Genomic DNA, 21,919 nt, shown 5'->3' with positions numbered 1-21,919 from the left:
TTTTCATCATCTTTGTATGAAGAAAACACACAACACATTACAGGCTGTCTTTATGAGAAAATCTATTCTATACCTTCTGCTAATGATTTTCTGTCTGTCCGGGCTATATGCCGCAAACAGAAAGCCATTCAATTATTACTTTTCACATATTTCAAGTGAAGACGGTTTATCAGAAAGTCAGGTAAAAGTAATATTGCAAGACAGTTACGGTTTTATGTGGTTCGGTACGAAGAACGGACTGAACCGCTATGACGGAACCTCTATCCGTACGATCAATTGCGACGATTATATTGCAGGGACAAGCAATCACAATATATCCGCCCTTTTCGAAGATGAAAATAAGAAGTTATGGGTGGGCACCGACCGGGGCGTATATATCTATGATCCGGTCCATGACATATTCTCTTTCATTGACATGGAAGCAGAGAATGGAGAGAAAATGTTCAACTGGGTAGCTAAAATCACTTCCGACCACGAAGGGAATATCTGGATACTGATCCCTGACCAGGGTGCATTCCGTTATAAAGACGAGAAATTATATTATTATGCCATCACCAATAAAGACAATATCAAGCGGGAAAGCCCCGGAGCCATTTGTGTAAGAGAAAACGGAGAAGTGTGGATCGGGACAACAGGAGTCGGCATCTTCCGTTACGACCCGAAAACGGATTCATTCACCCAATACCATACCGACAAAGAGGGTAATACCCTGATGGGAGAACATATCTTCGCCATGTGCGAATATGGTGACTGGATCGTCCTGGCAGTCCATGACGGCGAACTGAAAAAGTACAATCCGGCTACCAACGTCCTGCAAACAGTGAAAGCACCGGGCGTGCATCATACGATATTACGTGATGTAGTTTGTTTTGATAAGAAAAGACTTTGGGTCTGCTCACATGCCGGCCTGTTCATTGTCGATGAAGAGAACAAAGAGGTGATCCATCTGAAAGAAGACCTGATGCACTCATACAGCCTCTCTGATAATATCATTTTCTGCATTCATAAAGACAGGGAAGGCGGGATTTGGCTCGGTACTAAGTTCGGGGGTGTCAACTACCTGCCGAATCATAAACTGTTGTTTGAGAAATATGTACCTTCCAGCTCGGAAAAATCGCTCAATACGCGGCGTATCCGTGAGATTGCGGAAGCTCCCGACGGTAATATATGGATCGGGACGGAAGATAACGGCATCAATATTCTGAATCCGGCAACCGGCGAAGTAACGCAGATCGACTATCCGGCTTCCGACAGGAAGAACCATCTCATGACTCAATCCCTGAGCATCCACGACGGGAAAGTATACTGCGGCTTATTCAAATACGGGCTGGACATTATTAACATATCCGACCATTCGATCAAACACTACACCCACCAGCAATTAAATCTCGATGAAGAAAGCGTCTATTCCCAGCTGATCGACAGCAAGGGGCGCCTTTGGGTCGGGAATGCATGGGGACTATCCAGAGCAGAGGCCGGTTCTTCGGTTTTTACCCGGATACCGGAAATAGGGCTCGACTGGATCGTATGTATGAAGGAAGATAAGAAAGGACGGATATGGCTTGCTTCCATGGGAAGCGGCGTATGGAAATACACACCGGAAGACAACTCGTTCAAGAAATACTTTAACGACTCGAAAGATGCAAACAGCCTGAGTTCAAATTCCGTCAGTTCCGTTATGGAGGACAGCAAAGGGCAGATATGGTTCTCTACCGACCGGGGTGGCATCTGCCGGTATAATGAAGCCGACGATAATTTCACCACCTTCTCCAAAGAACAGGGATTACCCGATGATGTAGCTTATAAGATACTGGAAGATAAAAATCACAATTTCTGGTTCGGTACCAACCAGGGGCTGGTGAAATTTAAACCGGAGACCGGTGATATCCGTGTATTTACCGTACAGGACGGACTGATCGGCAACCAGTTCAACTACAATTCGGGAGTGAAGGCTAGCAACGGGAAATTCTACTTCGGGACGATCGACGGGCTGATCGCCTTCAATCCGGACGATGACCAGCAGAGCGATTTCATATCGCCGGTTTATATTACTAAATTCAGCATATATAATAAGGAAGTAACAGTGCATACCCCTCGCTCGCCGTTGAGTAAAAGTATCCTGCATACGAACCGGATCGTATTGCCCTACGACCAGTCGAACATCAGTTTCGACGTGGCTATACCATCCTATTCGTCGGCACGCAGCGAGGAATGCTTCTATAAGATGGAACCGCTGGACCATAATTGGGTAAAGTCGAACAGCAATCAGAATATATCCTATGCCAAACTTCCTCCGGGCAATTATATCTTCCATGTCAAAGCGACGCAGGATGAAGGGGCGGACAGTCAATCGGCCACATCGCTCCGCATCACCATCCTGCCCCCCTGGTGGTTATCGACTTGGGCCTATTTTGTCTATACGATACTGGTACTATGCCTGGTATACGGATGGTTCCGTTGGTACAAACGGCGTAAGGAACGGCAGATGGAAGAAAAGCAGAAACTTTTCGAAATAGCCAAAGAAAAGGAACTCTACGAAGCCAAAGTGGAGTTTTTTACCGAAATCGCCCATGAGGTACGTACCCCTTTGACACTGATCAACGGACCGCTGGAGACAATCCTCGATATGAATATCCAGGACAGCAAGATCACACGTAACCTAACCGTAATTGCCCAGAACACCAAACGCCTGCTCGAACTGACCGGGCAGTTGCTGGACTTCCGGAAAGTCGGCGCCAATAAGTTCAAAATGGATTTTGCCTGGGTGAACGTCACGACGTTGCTGAAAGATACGATCTTACGCTTCGAGCCAACCATCCTACAACAGGATAAGGAATTATCCGTCGATATTCCCGAAGAAGAAATCACGGCAGCCATCGACCAGGAAGCCGTCACCAAGATATTGAGTAACCTGCTGAACAATGCCCTGAAATATTCAGCCCATACGATCCGGATCGAACTGCGGCAGGAAGAAACGACCTTCAGTATCCGTGTCACCAGCGACGGGAACCGGATACCGGCCGAACTCAGCCAGCAGATATTCGAACCTTTCTATCAGATCAATAAGAAAGAGGGAGCATCGACCGGTGCCGGTATCGGTCTGCCGTTAGCCCGCTCGCTCGCAATGCTCCACTCCGGAAAGCTCTGGCTCGACACCGAAGTTAACGGTAATTCATTTGTACTGACACTGCCTCTTGTCCAGGAAAAAGTCCGGCAACAGGAAAGTGCCGTTATTCAGGAAGAATTTATTTTCCCTGAAGAAGGTACCACTGTCAATGCCGAAGGCCGGAACTATACGCTCCTGCTCGTAGAAGACAACGAAACCATGCGTTCGTTCCTTTCCGAAAAGTTACAGGAACTGTTCATCACGGAAACTGCTCCGGACGGAAAAGCGGCACTTGAAATCTTGCGCGAACATCATATAGATATTGTCGTCAGCGACATTATGATGCCCGTCATGAACGGTCTCGAACTGTGCAAAGAGATGAAAGCGGACATCGAACTCAGCCATATCCCGGTCATATTCCTGACAGCCAAGAATGACCTCGACAGCAAGATCACCGGCCTGCGCCTGGGTGCAGAAGCCTATGTAGAGAAACCATTCTCATTCAATTACCTGGCGACACAGATATTCTCCCTCCTGAACAACCGTCAAAAAGAACGCGAGGCTTTCTCCAAACGTCCGTTCTTCCCGGTCAATAATATGCAGATGAACAAGGCCGATAAAGAATTTATGGACCGGATTATCGCTATTATTCACGAAAATATCACGGATGAGAACTTCGGCGTAGAGAAACTGGCAGAAATATTATTCCTGAGCCGTTCCAGCCTGTTGCGTAAGATAAAGGTTCTGTCCGGACTGTCACCCAACGACTTTATCCGCCTCATCCGCCTGAAGAAAGCGGCAGAACTGATACTCGACGGCAAGCACCGGATCGGGGAAATTTGTTATCTGGTCGGCATCAACTCTCCTTCCTATTTCAGTAAGATATTCCTGAAGCAGTTCGGGATGACACCGAAAGACTTTGAGAAGCAGAACCAAGGCGCTTCAAACGAGGGATGAGGGAATACCGACTGTGTTCATATTCTTCCGGGAAGTTTCCCGTACTGATAAATGGGTAGGAACGACAATCTGCCGGGGCTTCTCCCGTTTTTTGATCTGTTTGAGAAGCAGGTTACAGCATTCCTCCCCCATCTTATAGGTCTGATGGGTAACGGCTGTCAGGGCCGGTTCCACATAGTTGGAGTGAAGCTCGTCGGTGTATCCGATCAGGGCAATATCGGCAGGGATACAGAGCTGGTGTTTTTTGATCTCTTTCATGGCAGCAAAAGCCAGTGTGTCATTCATTGCCAGAATAGCATCCGGCGGTTCCGGTAACGAGAGTAACCGGTTACATCCTTCCCGTCCTTCCTCATAAGTCATCTTTTTACAGACAATCAGGTCATCCTCCACCGGTAAACCATATTCTTTCAAAGCTTCTACATATCCGTCACGGCGTTGTTGGACGATCGCCAAATGATCGGAACCACCCAGGAAAGCCACCCGTTTCGAACCCGACTCCAACAGGTGGCAGGTAGCCACCCGCGCCGACTCCTTATTATCGGCAACAACCGAAGGGATCGTATTCGTCAGGCAGACACGGTCAAAAAAGACCAGCGGGATATCCATATCCTCCAAAGAAAGGAAATGAGCGTAATCGGTCGTTTCCTGAGATAGACAGGCCAATATCCCCTCCACCCGCATATTCACCAGGTCCTCCACACAATGCACTTCCTGTTCGTATTGTTCATAGGAGGAAGTAATAATGACGGAATACTCGTTCTTACGCGCCACGTCATTGATGCCGCTGATGATCGATGAATAGAAATGAGTGACAATATCAGGCACGATAATGCCGATAATACGCGGCGTATTTTTCAGCAGGCTAAGGGCAAACGGGTTCGGACGATAATTCCATTCTTCGGCAAGCGCCTTCACACGTTCCCTCATCTCGGGACCGATCTCGTAACTGTCGTTCAACGCACGGGATACGGTAGAAACGGAAACACCCAGTTCTTTCGCCAGGTCTTTCAATGATATGTGTCTTTTCTTAGGCATCACAAATCCGATTAGGTCCGACAAATATATATTTTTTCCGGCAGATACAAGCGATTACCTCCGAGATAGATGCTATCGTATGCCGACATCGAGCCGTTTATACCCGATTCTTTATTCGTATCACAGCTGTGATACAAAAGAAATCCATCTGTGAAACAAAAGGAATCCAATAGTGAAACAAAAGAAACGCAACTGTGATATGCAATACTCATAGCGGGATAATAACGATCCGACAGGACCTGCCACGCAAACCTTTGCGTAGATTTTTATGTACAAAACGGTTATAATCAATACATAAAAGCTATACTTTTGGACTATTGCAAACTCAATCTATTTAAACCATGAAGTACTCATATTGCGGAAAAACCGGGATGAAAGTTCCCGTACTAAGTTTTGGAGCATCCTCCCTGGGAAGCGTATTTCACGAAACCCGTGAAGCGGAAAGTATCAAAGCTGTATTCACTGCCATTGAAAACGGGATGAACTTTATCGACGTTTCTCCTTATTATGGGCATTACAAGGCGGAGACAGTATTAGGAAAAGCGTTGAAAGATATTCCGCGCGACCATTTCCTGCTGTCGACTAAAGTAGGGCGTTACGGTAAAGACGGTGTGAACACCTGGGATTATTCTGCCCGGCGGGCCACCGAAAGCATTTACGAAAGTATGGAACGCCTGCACTTGGACTACATAGACCTGATTAACGTTCACGACATTGAATTTGCCGACCTCAACCAGGTGGTAAACGAAACATTACCCGCATTGGTGGAGCTACGTGAAAAAGGGATAGTGAAACACGTCGGTATCACCGACCTGCAACTGGAAAACCTTCAATGGGTAGTCGACCGTGTGCCGGAAGGAACGGTAGAGACTATACTCAATTTCTGCCACTATTGCCTGAACGACGATAAGCTGGCCGACTATTTCGATTATTTCGAATCGAAACAGATCGGCATCATCAATGCCTCCCCCCTTTCCATGGGATTATTGTCACAACGGGGTGTTCCCGACTGGCATCCGGCACCGGCGGCATTGGTTAAAGCCTGCCAAAAAGCGGTGCAGCACTGCGCTTCAAAAGGTTATCCGATTGAAAAGCTGGCTATGCAATACTCCGTAAGCAATCCGAGAATCGCAACAACCCTGTTCAGTTCGGCAAACCCGGATAACGTCCGGAAAAATATCCAATATATAGAAGAACCGATCGACTGGGAGCTGGTTCACGAAGTACAGGAGATTATCGGCGACCAGAAACGTATAAGCTGGAGTAACTCATGAACAGAAAGATTATAGATGCCCATTCGCATCTTTGGCTTCAACAGGACACTGTAGTCGATGGAATGCCGGTACGGACACTTGCCAACGGACGTTCACTCTTCATGGGCGAAATACGGCAGATGATCCCTCCCTTTATCATCGACGGCAGGAATACGGCAGAAATATTTCTGTCGAACATGGACTATGCACAGGTTTCGGCTGCTGTTATCACACAAGAGTTTATCGACGGCATGCAAAATGATTATTTACTGGAGGTTGCCAATCGGTATCCCGACCGGTTCTTTGTTTGCGGCCTCTGCGAATTTCGTCGCCCCGGCTATGCTGCACAGGCACGTGAACTGGCAGCACGCGGGTTCAGGGCAATCAAGATTCCGGCACAGCGCCTCCTGCTTAAAGAAGGACGAATCTACCTGAATAGTGACGAAATGATGGAAATGTTTCGTTTTATGGAAAACAACGATATGATTCTCTCCATCGACCTGGCTGATGGCGACAGCCAGACCGGTGAACTGGAAGAGGTGATACAGGAATGCCCCGGATTAAAAATTGCGATCGGACATTTCGGTATGGTTACCCGGCCGAACTGGTTGGCGCAGATCAGCCTGGCCCGCTACCCGAACGTCCGTATCGAATCCGGCGGTATTACCTGGTTGTTCAACGACGAATTTTATCCTTTCCCCGGCGCCGTTAAAGCGATACGCGAAGCTGCTGATCGGGTAGGTATGGATAAACTGATGTGGGGATCCGACTATCCCCGCACGATCACGGCTATTACTTACAGGATGTCGTACGATTTTATCCTGAAAACCAATGAACTGTCTGAATCGGAGAAAGACCGCTTCCTGGGAGAAAATGCCGCCTCTTTCTACGGATTCAGAGAACTTATCGAATTACCTTATATCAAAAATATGTCCGAATAAACACACCCTAATACGATATATTATGAAACAAAGAAATTACGCACTGCCTCTGGCTCTGATATTCAGCCTTTTCTTCTTGTGGGCGATCAGCAGCAACCTCCTGCCGACCATGATCCGGCAGCTGATGAAAACCTGCGAACTGAACCCGTTCGAGGCGTCATTTACCGAAACGGCTTACTGGCTGGCTTACTTCATCTTCCCGATCCCGATCGCCATGTTCATGAAACGTTACAGCTACAAGGCAGGAATCGTTTTCGGACTGCTTCTGGCTGCTTTCGGAGGATTACTGTTCTTCCCGGCCGCCATATTAAAGGAATACTGGGCCTATCTAAGTATCTTCTTCATCATCGCAACAGGTATGTGTTTTCTGGAAACGGCAGCCAACCCATATGTAACGGTACTGGGAAATCCGGAAACGGCTCCCAGACGCTTAAACCTGGCACAGTCGTTCAATGGATTAGGAGCCTTTATCTCTGCCATGTTCCTCAGCAAACTGGTTTTAAGCGGAAATCATTACACCCGCGAAACCCTTCCTATCGATTATCCCGGCGGCTGGAATGCTTACATTCAATTTGAGACGGACTCGATGAAACAGCCTTACCTTATCTTAGCACTTTTATTACTGATCATTGCAGTTGTTTTCATTGTCTCGAAACTCCCCCGTATACAGGATGAGGAGCATCAAGGGGAGAAAGAGGGAAAACTAATCGACTTCGGCGTATTGAAACGCTCGCATCTGCGCTGGGGAGTAATCGCACAATTCTTTTATAACGGAGGACAGACAGCGATCAACAGTCTTTTTCTGGTTTACTGCTGTAGTTATGCGGGATTATCGGAGTCGGTTGCTACTACTTTTTTCGGCCTGTATATGCTGGCTTTCCTGCTGGGACGGTGGATCGGCACCCTGTTGATGGTCCGCTTCCGGCCACAGGATATGTTACTGGTTTATGCACTGCTCAATGTCGTACTTTGCGGAGTGATCGCTTTATGTGGCGGCATGGTCGGATTATACGCGATGCTGGCCGTATCGTTTTTTATGTCGATCATGTATCCGACACAGTTCTCACTGGCTTTGAAAGGGCTGGGCGATAATACCAAGAGCGGTTCGGCTTTCCTGGTGATGGCAATTGTCGGAAATGCCTGTCTGCCGCAGTTGACAGCTTATGTGATGCATCATTTCGAAGCAGTCTATTATATCGCTTATCTGATTCCGCTGGTTTGCTTTCTTTTCTGTGCTTACTACGGATGGAAAGGCTATAAAGTTGTCGATTAATTTATAATATATATATAATGTATATGAAAGCAATACAAATTCCCGCTCCCGCAGTATTACAGGTAGTCGACATACCGAAGCCGGAGGCAAAGAGCGGTGAAGTCCTCCTGAAAATTAAATTTGTTGGTTTTTGCGGCTCCGACCTGAACACCTTCCTGGGACGTAACCCGATGGTAAAGCTTCCGGTCATTCCCGGTCACGAAGTCGGAGCAGTGATCGAAAGCGTAGGTCCCGGGGTTCCTGGCGGATTCGAACCGGGCATGAGCGTGACAGTCAATCCTTACACGAATTGCGGAAAATGTGCTGCCTGCCGCAACGGACGGGTAAATGCCTGCGAGCATAATGAGACTTTCGGCGTACAACGTAATGGGGCCATGGGAGAATATCTTGCACTACCCTGGCAGAAGGTCATTCCGGCTCCCGGTATTTCACCTCGCGACTGTGCCCTGATCGAACCGATGAGTGTAGGATTTCATGCAGTCTCACGCGGACAGGTCACCGACATCGATACCGTGCTGGTCATCGGCTGTGGCATGATCGGTTGCGGGGCGATCGTGCGTGCTGCTTTAAGGGGAGCGACAGTGATTGCCATGGACCTGGACGACGAGAAGCTGGAACTGGCCAAACGTATCGGTGCCCGTTACACCATCAATTCACAGACAGAAAATATACATGAACGTTTGCTGGAAATAACAGAGGGGCTGGGACCAGATGTAGTTATCGAAGCTGTAGGCAGTCCTGCTACTTATATAATGGCTGTAAATGAAGTCGCTTTTACCGGACGAGTAGTATGTATCGGCTATGCTAAAAGCGAAGTAACCTTTCAGACTAAATATTTTGTACAGAAAGAATTGGATATCCGGGGTTCACGCAACGCACTACCGGAAGATTTCAGGGCTGTAGTCCGTTATCTTCAGCAAGACAGTTGTCCACGGGAGGATTTGATATCTCAAATAGTAACACCGGAAGAGGCCTTTGCCGCCATACAGAAATGGAGTGCCGACCCGGGTAAAATATTTCGTATTCTTGTAAAGTTCTGACATATTAAAAAAATAATTACCTTCGCGGAATTACAATTTGATATGAAAAAAACTTTGTTGTAAAAGTTATGTAAAGGCTTTTACCATATTTGACAGATATAAATCAAGAATCGAGATAAGTTACAATGAAAAAGCTAATCAATCTAATCGTATTATTTCTGATCGTCAGCCTGAACGGCTGGGCGCAGGAAGCCGCTGAAGTAATTCGGGTGGCATGTGTAGGAAACAGTATTACATTCGGAGCCGGGATAGCCAACCGCGACCGCGACAGTTATCCGTCAGTACTCGGACAAATGCTCGGGAAAGACTATGAGGTACGCAACTTCGGTTTCAGTGCCCGTACCATGCTAATGAAAGGAGATTATCCTTACATGAAGGAACAAATGTTCAAAGACGCCCTCAGTTATAATCCCGACATCGTTGTGATCAAACTGGGAACAAACGACTCCAAATCATTCAACTGGAAATACAAGGCCGGACTTCCCGGAGATATCCAGACAATGATCAATGCGTTTAAGGCAATCCCTTCAAAACCGAAGATCTATCTCTGTTACCCTCCCAAAGCCTATGTCAGCAATGCGAGTATCAATGACAGTATCATTGCTGCCGGTGTTATTCCTGTGATCGAACAGGTGGCGAAAAGAAATAAACTACCGATCATTGATTTGCATACGGCATTAAATGGCATGCAGGAACATTTCCCGGATAATGTCCATCCCGATCCAACCGGTGCACATAAAATTGCCGCAACCGTTTACAAAGCGATCACGGGTAAAGAAACATCTCATCAGATGCAGGCTTTCCCTGGGCTCAAGAGCGAATGGAACGGATGCGACCGCTATGATTTCCGGTTTAAAGGACGTGATGCGATCGTAGTAGTGCCTAAACAGGCTGCCAAAGGTAACCCGTGGATATGGCGTCCGGCTTTCTTCAACGCATTTCCCAGTGTAGACAAAGCTTTGCTGGAAAAAGGATTTCATGTGGCCTATTATGATGTGACACATTGTTACGGAAACCCGCGTGCAGTGGCACTCGGTACAGAGTTTTATCAATATATGAAAGAATATTACGGACTTTCTCCGAAGGTAACTCTGGAAGGATTCAGCCGTGGCGGTTTATATGCATTGAACTGGGCAAGTAAAAATACGGATAAAATCGCCTGCATTTATATAGATGCTCCGGTTTGTAACGTTTTCAGTTGGCCGGGAAGGAAAAATGCAGAGTTATGGAATGACCTGCTGAAAGAATGGAACCTGACAGACGAAGATATGAATTCATTCAAAGGCAATCCGGTCGACAACCTGGAACCGTTGGCAAAAGCCGGTATTCCAATCATCAGCGTTTGTGGAGATGCCGACAAGGTAGTTCCGTTCAAAGAGAATATGGACATAGTACGTTCTCGTTACCTGGCACTGGGCGGTCCGGTAGAAGTGATCATCAAACCGGGAGTAGACCATCACCCACATAGCCTGGAAAATCCGGAACCGGTCGTGGACTTCATTCTCCGCCATCAGCCGGAATATGAGAAATATCTGCATTACAACGTGCGCGGCAGCCTGCAGAACTCGTTTGTCAAGTTTGAGAAAGAACGTAAAGCACGTGTTGCATTCCTGGGCGGTTCCATCACGGAGATGAACGGCTGGAAAAATATGATCGAAAAACAACTGCAACAGCGTTTCCCTTATACGACCTTCGAGTTTGTGGAGGCCGGAATCGGTTCTACCGGAACCACACCGGGATCTTTCCGCCTGCAAAACGATATCCTGTCAAAAGGAAAGATCGATCTGCTGTTCGTTGAAGCGGCCGTGAATGACCATACAAACCATTTCACCCCGTTAGAACAGGTACGCGGAATGGAAGGCGAAGTGCGCCATGCTTTACTAAGCAATCCGGAAATGGATATCGTTATGTTGCATTTCATCTATGACCCGTTTATCCCGATGGTTGCAAAAAAACAGCAACCGGACGTAATATTGAATCACGAACGGGTGGCAAACCACTATCTGATCCCGTCTGTCAACCTTGTTCAGGAAATAGGCGAACGGATGCAGGACGGCGAATTTACCTGGGAACAGTTCGGCGGAACCCACCCGCTGCCGTTCGGACATAAATTCTATGCAGCGGCAATCAACCACCTGTTCGATACGATGTGGAAAGGGATCACTCCTGACATGCCGGTCGTAGCCCATGAAATACCGGAACAACCGCTCGACGCATACAGTTATTACGGTGGCGACTTCATCGACCTGAAAGAGGCCAAACTGAATAAAGGCTGGAAATACGTTCCTTCCTGGCGTGCGGATAATACGTATGAAAAGAGAAGAGGTTTCGTAGATGTCCCCATGCTGGAGGCAACCCGTCCGGGTGATAAGCTGACGCTCGACTTCACCGGAAAAGCGATCGGTATCTTCTGTACCCCCGGTCCGACAGCAGGTATCCTTGAATACAGCATCGACGGTGCCCCATTCAAAAAACTCGATACATTTACCGAATGGAGTAAATATCTTTATATCCCCTGGGTATATATGCTGGAAACAGAATTAGACGATACAGCTCATAAACTGGAACTTCGTATCTCTAAAGAAAAGAATCCCGATTCTTTAGGAACGGAATGCCAGATACGGAATTTCGTCGTAAACAGATAAAACAAAATGAAAGAATTAAACAGGCAGAACGTTCCGGTCACTACCCGGCCGGAACGTATCATACAGTTTGGAGAGGGTAATTTTCTCCGGGCATTCGTTGACTGGATCATCCGGAACATGAATACCCAAACGGATTTCAACAGTAGCGCTGTTGTTATCCAGCCCATTGAAAAGGGAATGGTCGACATGCTGAACAAACAGGATAACCTGTATCATGTCAACCTGCAGGGATTGGACAAAGGAGAAACGATCAATAGCCTTGAACTGATCGACGTGATCAGTCGTTCACTGAATCCTTACACCGATTTCGAGACATTCATTCAGCTGGCTGAACAACCGGAAATGCGTTTCGTGATCTCCAATACAACGGAAGCGGGCATCGCTTTCGACCCATCCTGCAAACCGGATGATGCTCCTGCCTCTTCTTATCCCGGTAAACTGACACAATTGCTTTACCACCGTTTTAAAACATTCAACGGAGATAAGAACAAAGGGTTGATCATCTTTCCCTGCGAACTGATCTTCCTGAACGGACACAAATTAAAAGAGACAATCTACCAATACATCGACCTCTGGCAATTGGGTGAAGACTTCAGAAATTGGTTTGAAGAAGCCTGTGGCGTTTATGCCACTTTAGTCGACCGTATCGTCCCCGGTTTCCCGCGAAAAGAGATCGATGCAATCAAAGAAAAATTACAGTATAACGACAATCTGGTAGTACAAGCCGAAATATTCCACCTTTGGGTGATTGAAGCCCCACAGGAAATAGCGCAGGAATTTCCTGCAGACAAGGCCGGATTGAATGTGCTGTTCGTACCTTCCGAAGCCCCTTATCACGAAAGAAAAGTGACCTTGCTGAACGGACCGCACACCGTTCTCTCGCCTGTCGCTTTCCTTTCCGGAATTGACATCGTACGGGATGCCTGTCAGGATGATGTGATCGGAAAATATATACGGAAAGTGATGTTTGAGGAACTGATGGAAACACTGAACCTGTCTAAAACAGAATTGGAACAGTTTGCGAACGATGTACTGGACCGCTTCAATAACCCGTTTGTCGACCACCAGGTCACTTCCATCATGCTGAACTCTTTTCCGAAATACCAGACACGCGACCTGCCCGGACTGAAAGAATATCTGAAACGCAAAGGTGTTTTGCCCGAAGGGCTTGTACTGGGACTGGCGGCGATCCTCACCTATTATAAAGGCGGTAAACGTGCAGATGGAACTGAGATTGTCCCCAACGATGATCCGAAAACGATAAGTCTGATAAAGGAACTTTGGGCAACTAACTCTACACGGACTGTGGCTGAAAACATTTTGGCAACAAAAGAAATCTGGGGCGAAGACCTCAACCGGATTCCCGGACTGACAGAACGGGTTATTCATTACCTGAATGCGATTCAGGCAAAAGGTATGAGAGAAGTAGTAAAAGATATTCTCTGATGAAAAAGTATATCCAAATAAATCCGGCCGATAATGTCGTCGTAGCCATAGAACCACTATCGACCGGAGATCAGATAGCAGTAGGCGATCGTCCAGTCGCTATCCGGGAAGATATCCCGGCAGGACACAAAGTGGCTTTGAAAGATTTTGTAACCGGCGATCATATTATTAAATATGGTTTCCCTATCGGACACGCCCGATCTGATATCCCTACCGGAACCTGGATAAACGAGAAGAATATAAAAACAAATCTGGACGGGTTACAGGATTATACCTGGCAACCGCAGGATACGACATTGCATATTCCCGACAAAGGCTTAACCTTTAACGGCTACCTGCGTAAAAACGGCGAAGCTGGCATACGTAATGAGATATGGATCATCCCGACAGTCGGTTGCGTAAACGGTATTGTTAACCAGCTGGCAGAAGCTCTCCGACGAGAAACAGAGGAAAAAAATGTAGACGCGATCGTAGCTTTCCCGCATAATTACGGCTGTTCCCAGCTAGGCGATGACCATGAGAATACCCGCAAAATCCTCCGGAACATGGTAAAACATCCGAACGCCGGTGCTGTATTGGTCGTCGGTCTGGGCTGTGAAAACAACCAGCCGGATGCTTTTCGTGAGTTTCTGGGAGAATATGATACCGAACGCGTTCGTTTCATGGTTTGCCAGAAGGTAAAGGATGAACACGAAGAAGGAATGAATATCCTGCGGGAATTATACACAATCGCCTCAGCCGATAAACGGACAGCCATTCCCATGAGCGAACTGCGCGTCGGACTAAAATGCGGTGGTTCGGACGGCTTCTCCGGCATTACGGCCAATCCGTTGCTGGGCGTATTCTCCGACTTCCTGGTTGCACAGGGAGGAACAACCGTTTTAACGGAAGTCCCGGAGATGTTCGGTGCGGAAACGTTGTTGATGAACCGTTGCGCTACAGAAGAGTTATTCAATAAGACCGTCCGTCTGATTAACGATTTCAAAGCCTATTTTCTGGAGAACAAGCAGCCGGTCTACGAGAATCCCTCACCGGGAAATAAAGCCGGAGGGATCTCCACACTAGAAGAAAAGTCATTAGGATGCACGCAAAAGTCCGGCAAATCCGGAGTAAAAGATGTCCTCATGTACGGAGACAGGCTAACCACCCGCGGACTGAACCTGTTAAGCGCCCCGGGCAACGACCTGGTAGCCAGCACTGCATTGGCAGCTTCCGGTTGCCACATGGTGCTCTTCACCACCGGACGGGGAACGCCTTTCGGTACCTTTATCCCCACTGTCAAGATATCGACAAACACCACTCTATCGGAAAACAAACCTGGCTGGATTGACTTTAATGCCGGAACGTTAGTGGAAGGCGAATCAATGAAAACCCTCAGCGGACAGTTTATCCGATTCATACTGGAAGTTGCCGGAGGACGTTCCATAAACAACGAAAGGAAAGGATACCGGGAAATTGCCATCTTCAAATCCGGAGTCACTCTCTAAGCGGCTAGTTACAAAGAAGTGTTTCTCCCTAATGAAACAGTTGTTTCTTACTGCAGAAACAGTTGTTTCATTAAGGTGAAACACTTTTGATATAGCAGGATCGAGTTTTAGAGAACCACAATCACGATTTAAACTTTCAAGATTGGTTGATTCATAAAAAATGGTCTGAAGGATTTAGACTACTATTTAGTGTTGCAAAAGATATGTAGAGATAAATCTATACGGTATCTCCTCCCTTTTACGTATCTTTGTTTAGGAAAAGGAGGTTATACGGAACGTAAAATCATACATATAGATATGGATGCATTCTATGCATCGGTTGAACAACGGGACAATCCGGAACTGCGTGGAAAAGCGTTGGCTGTCGGCTATTCGGAAGAACGAGGTGTGGTCGCCGCTGCCAGTTACGAAGCGCGTAAATACGGTGTCCGTTCCGCCATGTCTTCACAAAAAGCCAAACGGTTATGTCCGAACCTTATCTTTGTTCCGGGCAGAATGAGTGTGTACAAAGAAGTGTCGCATCAAATCCATGAGATCTTCCATGAATATACGGATATCATCGAACCCCTCTCGCTGGATGAAGCATTTCTCGATGTCACTGAAAACAAAAAGCAAATACCTTTGGCCGTCGATATCGCCAAAGAGATCAAACAACGGATACGACAGGAATTGAACCTGGTTGCTTCAGCAGGCGTATCTTACAATAAATTTCTGGCAAAAATAGCTTCCGACTACCGGAAGCCGGACGGCCTTTGTACGATCCATCCGGCACAGGCCCTCGACTTTATCGCCCGGCTACCGATCGAATCATTCTGGGGAGTCGGTCCGGTCACTGCCAAAAAGATGCATACGCTAGGTATTCATAACGGAGAAAAACTTAGGGAATGTTCACAGGAAATGCTTACCCGTCAATTTGGGAAAGCAGGTATCCTGTATTATGAATGTTCCCGTGGAATAGACCTGCGCCCGGTAGAAGCCATACGTATCCGTAAATCCGTAGGATGCGAACATACGCTGGAAAAAGATATTTCCCGCCAGTCGTCCGTCATTATCGAACTTTACCATGTAGCGACCGAACTGATCGGCCGCCTGCAACGAACAGGTTTCAAAGGGAACACACTGACATTAAAGATTAAATTCCACGATTTCACCCTAAAAACAAAAAGTATTACCCAATCTCGCGAACTGACTACTTTAAACGATATCCTCCCCCTTGCCAAGCAACTGCTGAAAGAAGTCGATTACGAAACAAACCCGATCCGGCTACTCGGCCTTTCTGTTTCAAACCCGCAGGAAGAACGGGAAGAAACCGTTAAAAAAGAACGGTGGGAACAATTAAGTTTAGAGTTTAGTGATTGGAAAGTTTCGTATTAAAGTTATATTTGCATAAAATCTAAAAGAGATACTATTATATGCACAAGCGGTTCCTCTCCATATCCGGGCAAACCGATGACGAGTTACTTATTCTTTTGCAAAAAGGAAATGAGAGGGCCTTTACTACGATCTATGAACGGTATCATAAATTGCTTTATGTCGTTGCTTTCAAATATTTAAAGGATAACGATACCGCCAAAGATGCCGTCCAGCAAATATTCCTGAAACTTTGGGAGTCGCGTACACTTCTCAACATTCAGATCAACCTAAGAAATTACCTGTACACCATGTTGAAAAACTATCTGTTGAACGAGATCAGGAATAACTATAGTGCGTTAGAAAAAAATTATGAACTGGCACAAGAGACAATCGAGTATGAAAACGAAATACTGGAGAGACTGGAAGAAAAAGAAATGAACGAACAGTTATACCGGGCTATCGGCGACCTGCCGGAACAGAAGAGAGCCGTCTGTCTGTACAAACTGAAAAAAGGATTATCCAATCAGGAGATTGCTGAAAAAATGCAGATATCGATACCGACAGTCAAAACCCATTATTCTCAGGCCATCAAACTGCTCAGGGAACATTTCGAGAAGTTGTTAATCCTATTACTCTTCTCCCTTTTCTCCTAAAAAAGAAAAAAGAATAATAGAGACTCATACCAACAGTCCAGTTATGTGTCAATTAAGAAAACAGGAATAAGAAAATGAAAACACCAGATAAACATATCATCGACAGAACACTCGACAATACCGCCACTCCGGAAGAAGCACGCCAGGTAATCCGCTGGTTCTCCACTCCCGAAGGCTCTCGATATTTGTCGTCGCTAATGGATGAAGATATGGAAAAGATACAGCCCGGCAACGAAGAACTGTATGCAGAACGGTCCATTCCTACAGACGAAATGTACCGGTTCATCATGAAGAAAATCCACCTGCAACAAAGAAAACGGATCATTTTCCGTGCAGCCGCCATTCTCATTCCATTACTGTTGTTCCTCGGGCAATTCTGGTACATAGATAAACGTATCGATCTTTTCACCGATTCTGGTTACGAAGAAATATATGTACCTAAAGGTGAACGCATGCAACTGATCTTCCAGGATGGTTCGCGAGCCACCCTCAATGCCGAAACACGTATTAAATATCCCCGGAAATTCGGCTTTTCCGAGCGTAAAGTGGAGTTGGAAGGGGAAGCATTCTTCGAGGTTTCCCCGAACAAGGACCGCCCGTTCATTGTCGATATGAAAGATGTCAATGTTAAAGTACTGGGTACCACATTCGATGTAAAGGCATACGCAACCGATCCGGATATCTTTGTTACTCTGGAAACAGGGAAAGTGGTACTGGCAAACAATTCCAGTTCATTAGCTCATATGAAACCGGGAGAGAAAGCAACGTACAACCGGAAAAGCGGCGTTTGTAAAATATCCCGCCCGGAAAACATAGAGCACACTTCTGCCTGGAAGAATAATCAGATTATATTCAATAATACTCCCTTATCTGAAGTCATAGCAACCTTGTCACGCTGGTATAATGTGGAATTCACAATTGCCGACTCATCGGTGCTCTATTACAACTATACATTAACCTCGACAGACCAGGATATCAAACAAATCTTTAAAGATCTCGAGAAAATAACTCCGGTACAATTCATTGAAGAAGAAGGTATTATAAGAATAGAACGAAAAAAATAAAACTTTTTACATTTTTCACTCATACTTTTTCTGCCACCGTGTGTCTACTATATAAAGAGAGATCATCAACTTGTTTAACCTTTAAAAATAGAGAGCATACATGAACGACACAACATAACAAACTCAAAAAATAACCGGAAATGTCCCCACATTCCCGGTTATCCGCGTACCGAAATTCAAATTAATTTCTAATACATAAATTCATTTCAAAAGTATGAAAAAAAATTGTTCGTGCCTCATCCCCAGGCACCTTTTAATATTAATTGAGAAAATCCCGAATGCAATGAAACTGACATTCTTATTTCTGGTCATCTCCTTGTTAACTTTTACAGCAGAAGCTTCTGCTCAGCGGGTTTCTATGTCACTCAACAACGTCAAGGTTGAGAAAGTGTTATCTGTCATCACCAAACAGACTGGCTTGAGCATAGCATACAGTAAGCAGATCGTCAATCTGGACAGAAAGGTAAGTATTCAGGTTGAAGATGCAGATGTTGCTTCGGTCCTAGAAAAACTGGTTGCTAATACCAATCTGAATTACGAGATCAAAAACAATAAAATCTATTTGTTCGAAAAACGGACTGTAACTGCAACACCTGCTGCTGCCCAACAAAAGAAACAGATAGCCGGAACTGTTACGGACAGTAGAGGTGAACCTATTATCGGCGCTAATGTCGTGATCAAAGGGACCACAACAGGTACGATCACGGATATCGATGGTCATTTCGACTTTGAAGTGCCTGACAATGCAGTACTACAGGTTTCATACATCGGCTACAAATCATCTGAAGTTCCTGTTAATAATCAGAATTTACTAGCCATTCAGTTGAAGGAAGACCAGCAGGCTCTTGAAGAGATCGTTGTGGTTGGTTATGGCGTACAAAAGAAAGTCAATCTGACCGGTGCTGTGACACAGGTTACAGCTAAAACATTGGATAGCCGTCCGATCACGAGCGTAGGTCAGGGGTTACAAGGCGTTGTTCCCAACCTGAACGTAGACCTGGGTGACGGTAGTCCGGGTAAAGCAGCAACATTCAACATCCGTGGTAAGGTTTCATTGAATGATTCCAATCCACTTTGCCTGGTCGACGGTGTACCTATGGATATAAACTTGTTAAATCCGGAAGACATCGAATCATTATCTGTCTTAAAAGATGCCGCTTCTGCCGCTATCTACGGCGCACGTGCCTCTGCCGGTGTCATTCTTGTTACCACCAAAAGTGGAAAAAACAATAAAGACGGAAAAGTCCGCGTTTCATACACCAACAATATCCAATGGAGTAAGCCGACTCGTATCCCAGATATGGTAAACACATTGGAATATATGGAGGCCAACAATGAATCATCCGAAAGAACAAATGGTATCGGTTCAAGACCATATCAGGATTTCTGGATGGAAGCTGTACGTAAAAGAATGGAAGATCCCGCCAATAATCCGTTGACGCTGAATATAGACGGCCTGCTTTATTACTGTGACAATGAAAATTACTATGACGCAGTATTGAGAAATGCATCTCCCAGACAAAAACATACACTAAGTGTTTCAAGAGGAACGGAAAAGACTAATTTCTATCTGTCTGCCGGATATATGAACGAGAACGGATTGATCAAACTGAATCCGGACGATTATAAACAATACAATATCAATATGAGCATTAACACCGAAATCAATAAATATTTATCCGTCGGTGGTTCATATAAACTGAATAAAGGTAATATCGACGAACCGCATGTCAGAGACAATATCGGCTCAATCTGGTATTCATTGCCCGGAACTCCTCCCTACCGCCCGATACAGCGCGAAGACGGTCACTATATGGGGCAGGTCACAGCCTATCTGGCCCAGGCAGGTCGTCGTCTGACAGATAAGATGGACAACTGGATCTCATTCAATGCTACATTGAATCTTATGCCGGGATGGTTTGTAAAATCAGACTTTTCCTATAACCGTTATTCAGAATTAAAGAAATCGCACCTGACCAAAGTAACGGAAGCTGCAGAAAGAGAGGATCAGTACTGGATCAAGGACGATACAGGTATCGATATGGAATCCAAACATAACGATCAATACATATTTAATGTATTTACCCAATACGATAAATCGATCCGTGACCATAATTTCACTGCATTATTAGGTTTCAACCAGGAATGGAAAGAAGATCAATACCACAAATCCACAAGAAAAGATCTGATCAGTGAAAATATCCCGGAAATCAACTTAGGAACCGGAAGTGAATACGCCACCGGCGAACATAGCCACGAAGCGATAAGAGGTGCATTCTTCCGTCTGGGATACAACTGGAAACAACGTTACTTGTTCGAAGTAAACGGACGCTATGACGGTTCATCCAAATTCCCCAAAGATTACCGATATAAATTCTTCCCTTCTTTCTCCGGTGCATGGAGAATTTCAGAAGAAGCATTTATGAGCAATACGAAAAGTGTTATCGACGATATGAAAATCAGATTATCTTACGGTACGCTCGGTAACCAGCAGGTTAGTAATACTTTATTCTATTCTTTGCTGAAAAGTGAAAAGATCGACTGGTTATTCGGCTCAGGGCAGAACATAGACCGTCCTACAGGTGTCAAAGTGGGTGACCTGGTAAACTTCACACCGACCTGGGAGAAAACAACGACTATCAACGTCGGCTTGGACATCGCCCTCTTCTCTAAATTAAGCGGAACTTTTGATGTCTACAACCGTAAAACAACTGACATGTTAACTGCCGGTCTGTCATTGCCGGATATCCTGGGAGCTACACCTCCTAAAACAAATGCGGCCGATCTTGAAACAAAAGGATGGGAATTATCCCTAACCTGGAGAGACGAGCTTAAAAACGGATTACGTTACGATATCAGTTTCAACCTGGCGGATAACTTCTCCAAGATCACTAAATTCTCCTCTAACGAGAAAAAACTGTTCGGTAAAGATAATGCCAACAACGAACGGTATTACGTAGGACAGACATTGGGTGAAATCTGGGGCTTTGACACAGACGGAATCTACCAGTCGGAAGAAGAAGTAAAAGCCGGCCCCGACCAAAGTGCTTTATATTCCGGAAAATGGGAACCGGGAGACGTCAGATATAAAGACCTGGACGGAGACGGCAAAATCACTTACGGAGAAGGAACTGCCACTAATCCCGGCGACCAGAAAGTAATCGGTAACAGAAACCCCAGATTCATGTATGGTATCAACGGTAACTTGGAATATAAGGGATTCGACCTGAACATCTTCTTCCAGGGTGTAGGAAAACGAGATATGGAATTTACCAACTTCCTATTCTGGGGCCCTATCAAACAAGGTAGTACTCAAATTACCAGGGAACTGTATGAAAACACATGGAGAGAAGATAGACGAGATGCTTATTATCCTTCTATCAAAAACGCAAGTTACAACTCACTGGTACAAAGCCGCTATATCCAGAATGCGGCTTATATCCGATTGAAAAACCTGACAGTCGGTTATACATTGCCTGCACAACTGACTAAAAAGATTCTATTCGACAAGATACGTCTTTACGTCAGCGGACAGAACCTGTTCGAATGCACACCGATGGTAAAAACATTTGACCCGGAAACAACAAAATCTGCCGGTGATGCATATCCGTTCTACAGAAGTTTCTCTTTTGGTATTCAAGTTAATTTGTAATTTTAGGAGATCAC

At 45.7% G+C, this 21,919-nt stretch carries 13 protein-coding genes; 12 read left to right on the top strand and 1 reads right to left on the bottom strand.

Translation table 11 applies throughout. The features are described 5' to 3' along the window. The first annotated feature begins 52 nt into the window (after positions 1-52). Positions 53-4,063, top strand: a complete 4,011-nt coding sequence (locus DWX23_RS19055; protein ID WP_199673335.1) for a hybrid sensor histidine kinase/response regulator transcription factor — start codon at positions 53-55, stop codon at positions 4,061-4,063. Here DWX23_RS19055 and DWX23_RS19050 read toward each other — a convergent pair. Further along, entirely contained in the window at positions 4,049-5,122 is a 1,074-nt protein-coding gene (locus DWX23_RS19050) for a LacI family DNA-binding transcriptional regulator (protein WP_370450106.1), read from the bottom strand. The genes DWX23_RS19055 and DWX23_RS19050 overlap by 15 nt on opposite strands. A gap of 317 nt (positions 5,123-5,439) precedes the next feature. On the opposite strand from DWX23_RS19050, the gene DWX23_RS19045 reads away from it, so the two are divergent. The 11 genes from DWX23_RS19045 to DWX23_RS18995 all read left to right on the top strand — a co-directional run bounded on the left by DWX23_RS19045 (position 5,440) and on the right by DWX23_RS18995 (position 21,905). Then, positions 5,440-6,372 (top strand): aldo/keto reductase, encoded by a 933-nt coding sequence (locus DWX23_RS19045; protein WP_122356112.1) that lies wholly within the window; start codon positions 5,440-5,442, stop codon positions 6,370-6,372. Continuing rightward, positions 6,369-7,292: an amidohydrolase gene (locus tag DWX23_RS19040; protein ID WP_122375615.1), complete on the top strand. Its 924-nt coding sequence runs from the start codon at positions 6,369-6,371 to the stop codon at positions 7,290-7,292. The genes DWX23_RS19045 and DWX23_RS19040 overlap by 4 nt, the downstream gene beginning before the upstream one ends. A gap of 22 nt (positions 7,293-7,314) precedes the next feature. Next, positions 7,315-8,565, top strand: a complete 1,251-nt coding sequence (fucP, locus tag DWX23_RS19035) for an L-fucose:H+ symporter permease (RefSeq protein ID WP_122356108.1) — start codon at positions 7,315-7,317, stop codon at positions 8,563-8,565. Positions 8,566-8,588: 23 nt separating this feature from the next. Then, positions 8,589-9,605 (top strand): zinc-binding alcohol dehydrogenase family protein, encoded by a 1,017-nt coding sequence (locus DWX23_RS19030; RefSeq protein WP_122375626.1) that lies wholly within the window; start codon positions 8,589-8,591, stop codon positions 9,603-9,605. Positions 9,606-9,730: 125 nt separating this feature from the next. Next, entirely contained in the window at positions 9,731-12,250 is a 2,520-nt protein-coding gene (locus DWX23_RS19025) for a GDSL-type esterase/lipase family protein (RefSeq protein WP_122375614.1), read from the top strand. A 6-nt stretch (positions 12,251-12,256) separates the two neighbouring features. Then, the gene (locus DWX23_RS19020) at positions 12,257-13,696 is read left to right on the top strand and encodes a tagaturonate reductase (RefSeq protein WP_122375613.1); all 1,440 of its coding nucleotides are present in this window, start codon (positions 12,257-12,259) and stop codon (positions 13,694-13,696) included. After that, positions 13,696-15,183, top strand: coding sequence for a UxaA family hydrolase (locus DWX23_RS19015; protein ID WP_122375612.1), 1,488 nt, complete (start codon positions 13,696-13,698; stop codon positions 15,181-15,183). Before DWX23_RS19020 ends, DWX23_RS19015 begins: the two co-directional genes overlap by 1 nt. Positions 15,184-15,465: 282 nt before the next feature. Further along, complete coding sequence (gene dinB / locus DWX23_RS19010; RefSeq protein WP_370450107.1) at positions 15,466-16,557, top strand: DNA polymerase IV; 1,092 nt, start codon at positions 15,466-15,468, stop codon at positions 16,555-16,557. 38 nt (positions 16,558-16,595) lie between these two features. Further along, entirely contained in the window at positions 16,596-17,189 is a 594-nt protein-coding gene (locus DWX23_RS19005) for an RNA polymerase sigma factor (protein ID WP_122375610.1), read from the top strand. Positions 17,190-17,263: 74 nt separating this feature from the next. Next, the gene (locus DWX23_RS19000; protein WP_122375609.1) at positions 17,264-18,253 is read left to right on the top strand and encodes a FecR family protein; all 990 of its coding nucleotides are present in this window, start codon (positions 17,264-17,266) and stop codon (positions 18,251-18,253) included. 283 nt (positions 18,254-18,536) lie between these two features. Then, complete coding sequence (locus DWX23_RS18995) at positions 18,537-21,905, top strand: TonB-dependent receptor (protein ID WP_158607099.1); 3,369 nt, start codon at positions 18,537-18,539, stop codon at positions 21,903-21,905. Positions 21,906-21,919: the final 14 nt, after the last annotated feature.

It is taken from the genome of Parabacteroides sp. AF18-52 (assembly GCF_003479145.1).
Lineage (GTDB): Bacteria > Bacteroidota > Bacteroidia > Bacteroidales > Tannerellaceae > Parabacteroides > Parabacteroides faecis.
Note: the sequence above shows the minus strand (reverse complement) of the source record. Positions and strands in the feature narration are given on the sequence as shown.

Excerpts from the sequence above, each read along its gene's own strand:
- DWX23_RS19055 (WP_199673335.1), top strand. The coding sequence starts at position 53 with ATGAGAAAATCTATTCTATACCTTCTGCTAATGATTTTCTGTCTGTCC.
- fucP (WP_122356108.1), top strand. The coding sequence starts at position 7,315 with ATGAAACAAAGAAATTACGCACTGCCTCTGGCTCTGATATTCAGCCTT.
- DWX23_RS19000 (WP_122375609.1), top strand. The coding sequence starts at position 17,264 with ATGAAAACACCAGATAAACATATCATCGACAGAACACTCGACAATACC.
- DWX23_RS19025 (WP_122375614.1), top strand. The coding sequence starts at position 9,731 with ATGAAAAAGCTAATCAATCTAATCGTATTATTTCTGATCGTCAGCCTG.
- DWX23_RS19040 (WP_122375615.1), top strand. The coding sequence starts at position 6,369 with ATGAACAGAAAGATTATAGATGCCCATTCGCATCTTTGGCTTCAACAG.
- DWX23_RS19020 (WP_122375613.1), top strand. The coding sequence starts at position 12,257 with ATGAAAGAATTAAACAGGCAGAACGTTCCGGTCACTACCCGGCCGGAA.
- DWX23_RS19045 (WP_122356112.1), top strand. The coding sequence starts at position 5,440 with ATGAAGTACTCATATTGCGGAAAAACCGGGATGAAAGTTCCCGTACTA.
- DWX23_RS18995 (WP_158607099.1), top strand. The coding sequence starts at position 18,537 with ATGAAACTGACATTCTTATTTCTGGTCATCTCCTTGTTAACTTTTACA.
- DWX23_RS19015 (WP_122375612.1), top strand. The coding sequence starts at position 13,696 with ATGAAAAAGTATATCCAAATAAATCCGGCCGATAATGTCGTCGTAGCC.
- DWX23_RS19030 (WP_122375626.1), top strand. The coding sequence starts at position 8,589 with ATGAAAGCAATACAAATTCCCGCTCCCGCAGTATTACAGGTAGTCGAC.
- DWX23_RS19005 (WP_122375610.1), top strand. The coding sequence starts at position 16,596 with ATGCACAAGCGGTTCCTCTCCATATCCGGGCAAACCGATGACGAGTTA.